Raw genomic sequence first — 11,396 nt, forward strand, 5'->3', positions numbered from 1 at the left:
TTTAATTTCTTTTTTCATAAGAGTAAGTGTTCCTTCTTTGGAGGAGTTAGAGAAGGCTCTTTATAAATTGTTTCGCACTTTCTCCAGCATTATCTGTTTTCATAAAATTTTCTCCTATTAAAAAACCTTGGTAGCCATAAGGTTTTAATTCTTGGATGGCTTCAATATTACTAATGCCGCTTTCTGAAACTTTCACAAAATCATTTGGAATAAGTTCACTTAGTGTTTTACTTGTTTCCAAGTTAACATCAAAGGTTTTTAAATTTCTATTATTTACTCCCAACATATCTAATGAGGACATCACAGATTTATGTAATTCTTCTTCGTTATGAACTTCTAAAAGAACATCTAGATTCAGACTTTTGGCGAATTCAGAAAATTGCTTTATTTCTTCTCTGCTTAAAATAGCAGCTATCAATAAAATAACATCTGCACCGTATGCTTTAGCTTCTAGTAATTGATATTCGTCTATGATAAATTCTTTACGTAATAGCGGTAAATTACAACTGGCTTTGGCAAGTAATAAATCGTCTAAAGATCCTCCAAAATATTTTCCATCTGTTAAAACCGACATACCACAAACACCTGCATCTTCATACCCTTTTGCTACATCTTGTACGTTTAAATTCTGATTTATTACAGATTTTGATGGTGAACGTCTTTTATGTTCTGCAATAATCCCTGAGTCGCTATGTCTTAATTTGTTTGCGAGAGAAATAGTTTCTCTTTCAAATAAAACGGATTGTTCTAATTGCGTTATTGGAATTAAGCCTTTACGTAGGTCGACTTCCTTTCGTTTATCTTTTACTATTTTATCTAGTATTGTCATTTTTAGTGTTCAGTGTTCAGTGTTCAGTCTGCAAGATTGCTACTGCATACTATTTTATTTACTCATTTCTATTAATGTCTCTAAACTTGCTTTCGCTTTTCCAGAAAGTAGGGATTCTTTTGCTTGTTCAAAGCCTTCTTTATGGCTAATTTGTTTTGTTGTTGCTATGGCTAAACCAGCATTAGCGCAAACGACATTATTTTGAGGTTCTGTTCCTTTTCCTGCAATAACATTTATAAATATTTTAGCGGCATCTTCTACAGTATTTCCTCCAAAAATAGATTCTTGGGTAATTGCTGAAATTCCTAAATCTTCTGGCGAAAACATAGTTTCAGAATTATTAGAAATTACTTTAGTATGTCCTGTTAAAGAAATTTCATCATAGCCATCTAATGCGTGGACTATGCTATAGTTTTTATCTGTTTCTTGATATAGGTAGCCATATAAACGTAATAGTTCTAAATTGAAGACACCTACCATTTGGTTTTTAGGAAACGACGGATTTACCATGGGACCCAGCATGTTAAAAAATGTTTTTACTCCCAGTTCCCGACGAATAGGCGCTACATTTTTCATAGCAGGATGGAATAGTGGTGCGTGTAACACACAAATGCCTGCTTTATCAATGGATCGTTTTAAGAAATCTTCATCATTAGAAAACTTAATGCCTAAATATTCCATAACGTTTGAAGATCCACATGCCGAAGAGACTCCATAATTACCATGTTTAGAAACCTTAATACCAGCTCCAGCTGATACAAATGATGATAGGGTAGAGATGTTAAAAGTGTCTTTTCCGTCGCCACCAGTTCCGCATAAATCAATAGCATTAAAATCCTTTAAATCTATAGCAATACATAACTCTAATAAAGCGTCTCGAAAACCACGTAATTCTTCAAGTGTGATACTTCGCATCATAAAAACCGTAAGGAATGATGCAATCTGACTTTGGTTATACATCCCATTAGATATGTTTACCAATACCTGTTTGGCCTCTTCACTGGAGATGCTTTCGTGATTTATAAGTCTGTTTAATAAGTTTTTCATTTTTTTTCTTTTTATTTTTTCATTTTGTCTTGATACAAAACGAACCAAAAAATCATATCAAAATTAGGAAATTGCTAAAGCACCATTCACTTTCGGAATTACGTGCTTGAAGCTGCGCTGCGCTTCGCATCTTCATTCCTTCATTCATTATTTCTGAATTTTGATGATTCCGACTGTGTCGGAAATTCAAGTTCAATTTAAATTTCATTTTTAATTATAGTTTTTTCAATTGAGTAAGCACTGTTTACTGCTACTGTTAACTATTAAGCCAGTTTTCCAATATTTTTTTTCCGTTTGGTGTTAATACCGATTCGGGATGGTATTGAACGCCTTTTACATCGTAGGTTTTATGTCGTAATGACATGACTTGTCCGTTTTCGTCAAACGAAGTCGCTTCTAAACTATCTGGTAAATCGGGATTGACTACCCAGGAATGGTAACGTCCAACTTCTATGCTTTTATCTAGATTTTTAAAAATAGGTTCGTCATCAACACTTATAGTAACGTTTGTTGAAACGCCATGATAGACTTCATCTAAATTAATTAAAGCCCCACCAAATACTTCACTAATGGCTTGTTGCCCTAAACAAACCCCCAAAATGCTTTTAGTAGGGGCAAACCTTTCTATGATTTGCTTTAGCAAACCTGCTTCATCTGGAATACCTGGTCCTGGCGATAATACAATTTTATCGAAAGGTTCTACATCGTCTAAATTCAGTTTATCATTTCTAACAACGGTTACATCACAATTTAAATCTTCTAAGTAATGGACTAAATTGTATGTGAAACTGTCGTAATTATCTATAACTAATACTTTTGTCATCTTTATTTTTTTTTGCCACGAATACACGAATGTTTTCTAGACTTTTATCCTTGTTTTTTTACTATTCTACCAACTAAGGTTTAATCATGCTGGTTGATTTGCGTTAGGGATTGCAGCGGCATCCTTTTGCTTTTTTTGCAAAAGATATAGCGGAAAGCCCGACCCCTGTGGTAACGCCATAATTTTAAATATTTTCGGCTAATTCAATAGCTTTCGTTAAGGCTCCTAATTTGTTATATACTTCTTGCAGTTCGTTTTCTGAATTAGATTTAGAAACAAGTCCTGCTCCTGCTTGCCAATGTAATTTGTGGTTTTTGCTTAAAAAGGTTCTAATCATAATGGCATGATTAAAGTTGCCTTCAAAATCCATAAAACCTATGGCGCCTCCATAAAAAGAACGACTTGTTTTTTCGTATTGTTCAATAAGTTGCATGGCTCTGTGCTTTGGTGCACCACTTAAAGTGCCTGCAGGGAATGTGTCGGCAACCACTTGCATGGTTGAGGTGTCTTCATGTTTTTGCCCTGTAACTTTACTTACTAAATGAATAACATGCGAAAAAAATTGAACTTCTCTATAGGTATCTACGGTAACATGACTTCCGTGCCGACTTAAATCGTTTCTTGCTAAATCGACCAGCATCACATGTTCTGCATTTTCTTTGTCATCTTTTACTAATTGTTTTGCTAATTCGGCATCTTTGGAATCGTTTCCTGAGCGTTTAAATGTTCCTGCAATAGGGTGAATTTCTGCTTTACCTTTGCTTACAATAAGTTGTGCTTCTGGTGAGCTTCCAAAAATCTTAAAGTTTCCGTAGTCAAAATAAAACAAATAGGGGGAAGGGTTTATACTTCGTAAAGCACGATACACATTAAACTCATCTCCTTTAAATTCTTGGGCAAAGCTTTTTGATAATACTAACTGAAATACATCGCCTCTTGCACAGTGTTTTTTGGCGAGATCTACATGGGTTTTATATTCATCATCAGTTAAATTAGACGTAATGTCTCCTTTCGAATTAAAGTTATAAGATGCAAAATTTTTAACTTTGATTAAATGGTCTATCTCATCAATATTGCTTTCGGTATCATGGCAATGTGCAAAAATATAGGCTTCATTTTTATGATGATTTATAGCGATTATGTTTTGATAAACAGCATAATAAACATCAGGAATATGTATAGAATCTTCTTTTTTAGAAATCTCAACATCTTCAAAATACCTTACAGCATCATAAGCGATGTAACCAAAAATACCATTGTTTATAAATTTAAATTCGGTATCTGAATTAACATTAAACCGTTTTGTGAATTGATGTATTTCTTCCGAAACATCAATACTATCTGTTATTGGTTTTTCTAAAGAACTTCCGTCAGGAAATGTTTGATTAATAATTTCATTTTCAACCTTAATGGAAGCTATTGGGTTAAAACAGATATAAGAAAAACTGTTATCGTTTGCATGGTAATCACTACTCTCTAACAAAATACTGTTAGGGTATTTATCTCTAATTTTTAAGTAGATGCTTACTGGCGTAATGGTGTCTGCCAGAATTTTTTTGTAGTGCGTGTATAAATTAAATGTTGTCATATTAACTTGATGTCTTTTCCGTAAAAGCGGAAATTTTAATTGATTTTATTATAAAAATATGCATTAAAAAAAGGCTTGTCGTGAATGACAAGCCTTTTTTGATATTTTGAGTTTTAAATATACTAGGTTTCCTTCACGAACGTAAGTTTCTGAAGCTCCACCACCAAGTATTATTTAAAATTATATTCATCTTATTCTTTTAATTGGTTCAAATATAGAAATGAAAATATAAATACACAATAGTTTAAAACATTTTTTATATAAAAATTTGTTAAACTATCATATAGATAATGAAGTATTAATTAAATTTAAGGCTATGAAGTTAAAATTATTAATTGTTGCAATATTAATAATAACAAGTTGCAAGCAGGAGAACAAAAAGGTTGTAAAAGATATCGCCATAGCTAAAAAGGAGGTTAGTAGCGATGTTAATTCGAACGATGTTGAATTAGAAGTATACGATTATGAGGGCTTTAAGAAGTTCTTGAATAAGAAAGATGATAAAGTATACGTTATTAATTTTTGGGCTACTTGGTGCGCGCCTTGTGTAAAAGAATTGCCATATTTTGAAAAGCTAAATTCTGAATATAGTGATAAAAATGTTGAGGTTATTTTGGTAAGTTTAGATTTTCCACATTTATATGAATCTAAGCTAAAGCCTTTTATCAAAAAAAGAGATTTAAAATCGAAAGTCATTGCTCTAGATGATGCCGATATGAATACATGGATACCACAAGTGAGTAAAGACTGGTCGGGAGCTATACCAGCAACCGTTATATATAGAAATGATAGCAATAAATTTTTTGAGGGATCATTTACTTATGAAACATTAGAAACCGAAGTTAAATCTTTTTTAAATTAGATATAAGGAAAGCCATAATGGCATTTAATAGGAAAAGGTTCGTGCTTAAACGAAATAATAAAAATATTAACTACAAATTTTAAAAACATGAAAAAAGCAATTCAAATAATGTCAGTGATATGTGCCGTACTTTTTATAAGTGCATTTACGGTATATGAAACAACTCCTCAAGAAGGGGTAGGTTCGGGATATAGTATAGGCGATGTAGCTGAAGACTTTTCGCTTAAAAATACAGATGGTAATATGGTGTCGTTATCAGATTATAAAGACGCTAAAGGTTTTATTGTAGTATTCACATGTAATACATGTCCCTATGCCGTTATGTATGAAGATAGAATTATTGCTTTAGATAAAAAGTACGCATCAAAAGGGTATCCTGTAATTGCTATTATGCCAAATAATACAGATGTTAAACCTGGAGATAATATGGAAGCTATGAAAGATCGTGCAAAAAGTAAAGGATTTACTTTTCCATATTTAATTGATGAAGGCCAAAAAGTATATCCTAAATATGGTGCTACTAAAACGCCACATGTTTTTTTATTAGAAAAAACAGGAGCTGGCAATGTTGTAAAATATATTGGAGCTATAGATGATAATTATAAAGATGCTTCGGCAGTAAAAACAAAATATGTAGAGGATGCTGTTGATGCACTTTTAACAGGAAAAGAAGTTAAACAAACAGAAACCAAAGCTATAGGTTGTTCTATTAAAGTTTAATGAAAAAAATAATAGTATAGTTACATACGAAAAAAAAAATCTAAAGTGTAATACTTTGGATTTTTTTTCGTCTACAATTTTATATGTATTAATTTTGTATAATACATAACATATTTAAATAAATGGAAGATTTAACACAAGAAGAATGGGCATCACAATTGGCTGATGATAATAACGCTATAGTATTAGATGTAAGAACCGATGCTGAAGTTGCAGAAGGCATTATATCTAATGCGATACATATAGATATATACAAAGGTCAGGCGTTTATTTCAGAAATCGAAAACTTAGATAAAAGCAAAAATTATTATGTTTATTGCCGTTCTGGTAACAGAAGTGGACAAGCTTGTAATATCATGGAAGAATTAGGTTTTGAAAATGCTTATAATCTTGAAGGTGGTATTTTAGAATGGACAGGCGATTTAGTTGATCTAGATCAATAATAATAAATGAAGCGGTTATTAATATTTTTATGCTCTCTATGTACTTTAGGTACAATTAATTGTAAAGAGTCACCATACAAAGGGACTAAAAAAGTAGTTTCTCCACAAGTCGCACAAACACTTTTAATTGAAAACTCCATCCAACTTGTGGATGTTAGAGCTCCAAAAGAATTTAAGCAAGGTCACATAGATGGTTCACAGAATATAAATTATTTATCGGAGGCTGCTTTTAATTCAGGGATCAAAAATTTAGATAAAACGATCCCTATTATTTTGTATTGCAGATCAGGAAAACGTAGTGCAAAAAGTGCCCAAAAATTACTTAAGGCTGGTTTTATGGAGGTATATGATCTTAGGGGAGGAATTCTTAGATGGAAAGAAGAAGGGTTTGAAACTAAAATTTGAATATAAGACATCAAATTTATAACAATGACTCCTTTGCTTTTAACTAATTAACTCATTCAACTATTTTTTGAGTACTTTACCTTTTTTATTTTTAAATGAAACTCTATTTTTTTTATCTTTAGATAAAAGTTTTACTATTTTATTAGTTAAATAGCTTCTTTTTAAAGTTTTAGATTTGAATTACATTATTTAAAGAAAAGATGGAAAACGGATACGTAATATTAGGCATAATTGCATTATTATTTTTAAGTATGTATGGTTACTCGTATATGTCGGTAGCTATGGAGAACATGAAGCATAATAAAGAAAAGAAAAAAGAAGAACAGAAAGAAGCATTAAGACGTCAAGAACGTGCTAAAAACCAAGAAGCCAGAGATGAGAAGTTTCGAAAGTTTAATAAACGAAAAGAAGAAATTAAGCATGAGTTAATGTTGTTAGAGAAAATGAAGGAAAAGCAAAAAGTAAGTTAATTAAAGATTATACATAAAATAAAACCCCTTTTGAAATATATTGCAAAAGGGGTTTTATATTTATTAGGAGAGTGGTTTATTTATTCATTAGATAGGGAATATGGATAATCTTTTTTAGAAATTCCTCTCTCTTTATTTGGTTTGTCTGACATTTCAAAATCTAAAACTGCACCTTTTAGTAATTCCTTATGGCTTAACCAGTTTTTAGTATAGTTTGTACCGTTAAATTTTAGTGTATTTATATAACGGTTATCCGCATTGTTATCTTTAGCATTAATAACTATTTTGTTTCCATTTTGGAGGTGAACCGTAGTCTTTTTAAATAATGGTGCCCCCAAAACATATTGATCTGTAGCAGGAGTTACAGGATAGAATCCCATAACAGAGAATACATACCAGGCAGAGGTTTGTCCATTATCTTCATCACCACAATAACCATCTGGGTTAGGGTTATACATTCTATCCATCGTTTCACGAACCCAATATTGTGTTTTCCATGGTTGTCCACTATAATTGTATAGATAAATCATGTGTTGTATAGGTTGGTTTCCATGTGCATATTGCCCCATGTCTGCAATTTGCATTTCACGAATTTCATGAATAACACCGCCATAGTATTTATCTCCAAATATAGGAGGTAAAGAGAAGACATTATCAAGTTGGGCTACAAACTCATCATTTCCTCCCATAAGATCTATCAAGCCCTGCATATCATGAAAAACAGACCATGAGTAATGCCAACTATTACCTTCGGTAAAATCGCCACCCCAATCATAAGGACTAAAAGGTGTTCTCCATGTTCCTTTGCTGTCTTTTCCACGCATTAGTTTATGTTCAGGATCATATAGATTTTTATAGTTTAAGCTACGTTTTTTGTATAGATTGATTTCTTTTTTAGATTTTTTTAAAGCTTTTGCTAATTGATAGATTGTAAAATCATCATAGGCATACTCAAGCGTTCTTGCCGCAGTTTCATTAAGCCCTATATCATGTGGTACGTAACCTAGTTTATTGTAATATGGAGCACCTGCTCTTCCTACAGCTGGCATCGGACCTTCGTTATTCGCACCATGAACTAAGGCTTCATACAAATTCTCAATATCATATTTGTAAGCGTCACTACTTTTTAAATAGGCATCAGAAACGACCGAAGCAGAGTTATTACCTACCATAATGTTGCGTAAACCAGGGCTAGCCCATTCTGGCAACCATCCGCTCTCATCATAAGCATTAGATAAGCCTTCTTGCATTTGCGCGCTTAATTCTGGATACATTAAGTTTAAGAATGGAAATAGTGATCTAAATGTATCCCAAAAACCAGTATCGGTAAACATATAACCTTTAAGAATTTTACCATTATATGGACTGTAATGTACTACATTGCCCTCGGCATCGTATTCGAAAAATTTTCTAGGGAATAGTAAAGAACGGTAAAGACAAGAATAAAAAGTTCCAATTTGATTTGGAGTAGCTCCTTCAATTTCTATTTTACTTAACTCTGCATTCCAGATTTCTTTTCCTTTTTCTTTTAATTGATTAAAGTCATTATTACCAATTTCTTCAAGGTTTCTTTCTGCTTGTTCGAAGTTAATAAAAGAAGAGGCTACTTTAAGGTTAATTATTTGTCCTTTTTTTGTTTTAAAACCGATTATAGCACCTGCATGATTAGATTTTACCTCCAAAGTACTAGATAAATCACCGTCATTATAAGTTTTTGAAATTTCAAAAGGTGTATCAAATTTTACAACAAAGTAATTTTTGAAATTTTTAGGAACACCGCCACTGTTACGAGTTGTATAGCCAATAATTTTTTGTTCCTCTGGGATTATTTTTACATAAGAACCTTTGTCGAACGCATCAATAACTATAGATGCTTCTTCGGTTTCTGGGAATGTAAAACGGAATCTTGATGCTCTTTCAGTTGGAGTAATCTCTGTTGTTATATCGTGGTCGGCTAAATATACACTATAATAATATGGTGTTGCTATTTCAGCTTTATGTGAAAACCAGCTTTCGCGTTCTTCTTGTTTAAAACGTAATTTACCAGTGACAGGCATAATTGAAAATTGCCCATAATCGTTCATCCAAGGAGAAGGTTGGTGTGTTTGTTTAAATCCTTTTATCTTAGTTGCATCGTATGTATAAGCCCAACCATGGCCCATTTTACCTGTTTGTGGTGTCCAGAAATTCATTCCCCAAGGCATTGCAATTACAGGATATGTATTTCCAGTAGAAAGCTCAGGATTTGAATCTGTTCCCATTAGTGGATTAACCCAATCTACAGGGTTCTCAATTTTAGATATTTGGTTGTTTTGAGCTTGTTGTACTTGCACAAATACTATTATAATAATAAAAGAGATAAATGATTTTTCCATAAGGGTTGTTTAATGGTGGTTTTCACTTTAATTTATTGGTCTCAAATGCAGTTAAAACTATGTGCTTTAGTGGATGTCACTTTCTGCTTCTAGAAACTTTTGACATGAATTTCACGAATCCAAACGAATTCAATTTTGCCATGATTATCCTTTTACATTTCGGTGTTTCATGAAGTAGACTTTCAGTCTACCAAAGCGAATCTATGGACTTTTAGCCCTGATCGGTTTCGTTTTTTCATGGATTGAATATAGTTTTTGATAAATATAATAAAACGTTTTAGTTAAAAACAATTACTATTTGTTGAATTAATTTAGACCATGCTGTGTCATTCTCATAGGTTTATGAGTTTCAATATAAACTCTTTGTGAGGGGACAAAACAAAATAGGGGGTAGTTTTCTACATCAGAAATATATCTTAAAGTAAAACTTATTCAAATATTTTTTTTAAAAGACTAAAGAAGATGTGTTTTTAATTGGTTGGTACGTAGGATTTTATGTGCTGGTGTAATATTTGGTTTTTTTGAGTTCCTCACTAATATCTTAGCTTAATTTATTCATATACTAGTTTTTATGTTAAAATTATTTGGAAAACATCAAAACATTTATATATTTGGAAAACCAATTTGGTTTACCAAATTGGTTTTCCAAATAACACTTAACCTTTAAAACTATGAAGCGAAAATTATTTATTACATGTTTACTTTTTTCAACATTCGCTTTTGCGGAGTCTGTAGAAGACATTATCATAACAGACCCATTAATTAGTACTGAGTCAGATGCAGAATGGTTAGAGGTTTTTCTGGAAGCCCATGTTCCGTTAATGGAATTATACAACCAATTTGGAGAAAAAATAATTTCCGAGAAGAACTTAGTTAATAACAAATTAAATATTTTCAGCTTTAAGTAGTGGTGTTTATTTTTTTAAAGTAAATGCGGCAAGTAGAAACTTAAATTAAATAAATAGTTATTTGTTTAGCGAAAAAGAGGGTTTTTTCTTATTGTAAAATATATTTTTTCTTACCTTTTTAAAGAATTTATTAAAATCATTTTATGTTTAAGATATTTTCCTTTTTAGCAATGATTTTGTTAAGTGTTTCATGTATTAATAAACCTGATCAATCGGAGATTTTAATAACCAATGTGAAGAATTTGAGTTGGCGATTAAAAATGAATAATGATATTCTCTTGTAAAAATGAATCTAAATTACATTGTTATCAAGTTGAATTTAAAGGAGATCATCCCATTTAATTATGTTTAATAAAGGAGTCAATGATATTAAAAATCAATTAGGAAATGTTCCAAATATTTGATGCGTTTTTTGAGAATACAAAAACTGAGTTTGATGCAGAAATTACTTTAGGAATCGATGTGGCTATTCCTAAATATTTCAGCAAGCGTTTTCAAAAGAAATTTGGAGTTACACCAACTCAATTTGCTAATGAGTTTTCTGGTTATTAGTAGTACTCCATTAACTATTATCTTCTTAATTAAGGGGATATAAATTTAATACACTAAATAGTATTGTGTTTTGGTTTCATGATTTAATTCTTTTTATGTATATTTGGTTGTCCAATTTGGTAAACCAATTTGGTAAACCAAATTAAATCGATAAATATAAGTAGAGTTACAAGCTGAATTCTATACAATTTTATACCGATTTTGAATTTTAAAACTTTACAATTAATCTAATTTTTAAAACCTAAATATTTATGAAACTATAGAATAACACTCATGAAAAAAATAAATTGAATAAAGTATATGTTGAAGATTTAAAGGTCTTTACCATTATTGTATTCGGTTTAATAATTATTTTTTTAAGCTAATATTTAAAC

12 protein-coding genes are annotated in these 11,396 nt (G+C 31.4%); 7 read left to right on the plus strand and 5 right to left on the minus strand.

The genetic code is table 11. The annotated features are described in order from the left end of the window. Positions 1-46: 46 nt before the first annotated feature. The 4 genes from trpC to Q4Q40_RS04340 all read right to left on the minus strand — a co-directional run bounded on the left by trpC (position 47) and on the right by Q4Q40_RS04340 (position 4,287). On the minus strand, positions 47-829 hold the full coding sequence (trpC, locus tag Q4Q40_RS04325; protein ID WP_303300486.1) for an indole-3-glycerol phosphate synthase TrpC: 783 nt from the start codon (positions 827-829) through the stop codon (positions 47-49). Positions 830-883: 54 nt separating this feature from the next. Then, positions 884-1,876, minus strand: a complete 993-nt coding sequence (gene trpD, locus Q4Q40_RS04330) for an anthranilate phosphoribosyltransferase (protein ID WP_303300487.1) — start codon at positions 1,874-1,876, stop codon at positions 884-886. Between the two features lie 256 nt (positions 1,877-2,132). Beyond that, positions 2,133-2,699 carry an anthranilate synthase component II gene (locus Q4Q40_RS04335; protein ID WP_303300488.1) on the minus strand — a complete coding sequence of 189 codons (567 nt, stop codon included), beginning with the start codon at positions 2,697-2,699 and terminating at the stop codon, positions 2,133-2,135. 184 nt (positions 2,700-2,883) lie between these two features. Continuing rightward, positions 2,884-4,287 (minus strand): anthranilate synthase component I family protein, encoded by a 1,404-nt coding sequence (locus Q4Q40_RS04340; RefSeq protein ID WP_303300489.1) that lies wholly within the window; start codon positions 4,285-4,287, stop codon positions 2,884-2,886. A gap of 316 nt (positions 4,288-4,603) precedes the next feature. On the opposite strand from Q4Q40_RS04340, the gene Q4Q40_RS04345 reads away from it, so the two are divergent. The 5 genes from Q4Q40_RS04345 to Q4Q40_RS04365 all read left to right on the plus strand — a co-directional run bounded on the left by Q4Q40_RS04345 (position 4,604) and on the right by Q4Q40_RS04365 (position 7,187). Next, positions 4,604-5,149, plus strand: a complete 546-nt coding sequence (locus tag Q4Q40_RS04345; protein ID WP_303300490.1) for a TlpA disulfide reductase family protein — start codon at positions 4,604-4,606, stop codon at positions 5,147-5,149. A gap of 87 nt (positions 5,150-5,236) precedes the next feature. Beyond that, positions 5,237-5,869 (plus strand): thioredoxin family protein, encoded by a 633-nt coding sequence (locus tag Q4Q40_RS04350; protein ID WP_303300491.1) that lies wholly within the window; start codon positions 5,237-5,239, stop codon positions 5,867-5,869. Between the two features lie 122 nt (positions 5,870-5,991). Beyond that, positions 5,992-6,312, plus strand: a complete 321-nt coding sequence (locus Q4Q40_RS04355; RefSeq protein WP_303300492.1) for a rhodanese-like domain-containing protein — start codon at positions 5,992-5,994, stop codon at positions 6,310-6,312. A gap of 6 nt (positions 6,313-6,318) precedes the next feature. Further along, the gene (locus Q4Q40_RS04360; protein WP_303300493.1) at positions 6,319-6,717 is read left to right on the plus strand and encodes a rhodanese-like domain-containing protein; all 399 of its coding nucleotides are present in this window, start codon (positions 6,319-6,321) and stop codon (positions 6,715-6,717) included. Between the two features lie 200 nt (positions 6,718-6,917). After that, positions 6,918-7,187, plus strand: coding sequence for a hypothetical protein (locus tag Q4Q40_RS04365; RefSeq protein ID WP_303300495.1), 270 nt, complete (start codon positions 6,918-6,920; stop codon positions 7,185-7,187). Positions 7,188-7,267: 80 nt separating this feature from the next. On the opposite strand, the gene Q4Q40_RS04370 is transcribed toward Q4Q40_RS04365, so the two are convergent. Then, positions 7,268-9,562, minus strand: a complete 2,295-nt coding sequence (locus tag Q4Q40_RS04370; RefSeq protein ID WP_303300496.1) for a GH92 family glycosyl hydrolase — start codon at positions 9,560-9,562, stop codon at positions 7,268-7,270. Between the two features lie 671 nt (positions 9,563-10,233). Between Q4Q40_RS04370 and Q4Q40_RS04375 the strand changes: the two genes are divergently transcribed. After that, positions 10,234-10,470, plus strand: coding sequence for a hypothetical protein (locus Q4Q40_RS04375; RefSeq protein ID WP_303300497.1), 237 nt, complete (start codon positions 10,234-10,236; stop codon positions 10,468-10,470). A gap of 387 nt (positions 10,471-10,857) precedes the next feature. Next, positions 10,858-11,022 (plus strand): hypothetical protein, encoded by a 165-nt coding sequence (locus tag Q4Q40_RS04380; RefSeq protein WP_303300499.1) that lies wholly within the window; start codon positions 10,858-10,860, stop codon positions 11,020-11,022. Positions 11,023-11,396 lie beyond the last annotated feature (374 nt).

The sequence above is a fragment of the Flavivirga jejuensis genome (genome assembly GCF_030540765.1).
Lineage (GTDB): Bacteria > Bacteroidota > Bacteroidia > Flavobacteriales > Flavobacteriaceae > Flavivirga > Flavivirga jejuensis.

Excerpts from the sequence above, each read along its gene's own strand:
- trpC (WP_303300486.1), bottom strand. The coding sequence starts at position 829 with ATGACAATACTAGATAAAATAGTAAAAGATAAACGAAAGGAAGTCGAC.
- trpD (WP_303300487.1), bottom strand. The coding sequence starts at position 1,876 with ATGAAAAACTTATTAAACAGACTTATAAATCACGAAAGCATCTCCAGT.
- Q4Q40_RS04335 (WP_303300488.1), bottom strand. The coding sequence starts at position 2,699 with ATGACAAAAGTATTAGTTATAGATAATTACGACAGTTTCACATACAAT.
- Q4Q40_RS04340 (WP_303300489.1), bottom strand. The coding sequence starts at position 4,287 with ATGACAACATTTAATTTATACACGCACTACAAAAAAATTCTGGCAGAC.
- Q4Q40_RS04345 (WP_303300490.1), top strand. The coding sequence starts at position 4,604 with ATGAAGTTAAAATTATTAATTGTTGCAATATTAATAATAACAAGTTGC.
- Q4Q40_RS04350 (WP_303300491.1), top strand. The coding sequence starts at position 5,237 with ATGAAAAAAGCAATTCAAATAATGTCAGTGATATGTGCCGTACTTTTT.
- Q4Q40_RS04355 (WP_303300492.1), top strand. The coding sequence starts at position 5,992 with ATGGAAGATTTAACACAAGAAGAATGGGCATCACAATTGGCTGATGAT.
- Q4Q40_RS04360 (WP_303300493.1), top strand. The coding sequence starts at position 6,319 with ATGAAGCGGTTATTAATATTTTTATGCTCTCTATGTACTTTAGGTACA.
- Q4Q40_RS04365 (WP_303300495.1), top strand. The coding sequence starts at position 6,918 with ATGGAAAACGGATACGTAATATTAGGCATAATTGCATTATTATTTTTA.
- Q4Q40_RS04370 (WP_303300496.1), bottom strand. The coding sequence starts at position 9,562 with ATGGAAAAATCATTTATCTCTTTTATTATTATAATAGTATTTGTGCAA.
- Q4Q40_RS04375 (WP_303300497.1), top strand. The coding sequence starts at position 10,234 with ATGAAGCGAAAATTATTTATTACATGTTTACTTTTTTCAACATTCGCT.
- Q4Q40_RS04380 (WP_303300499.1), top strand. The coding sequence starts at position 10,858 with ATGTTCCAAATATTTGATGCGTTTTTTGAGAATACAAAAACTGAGTTT.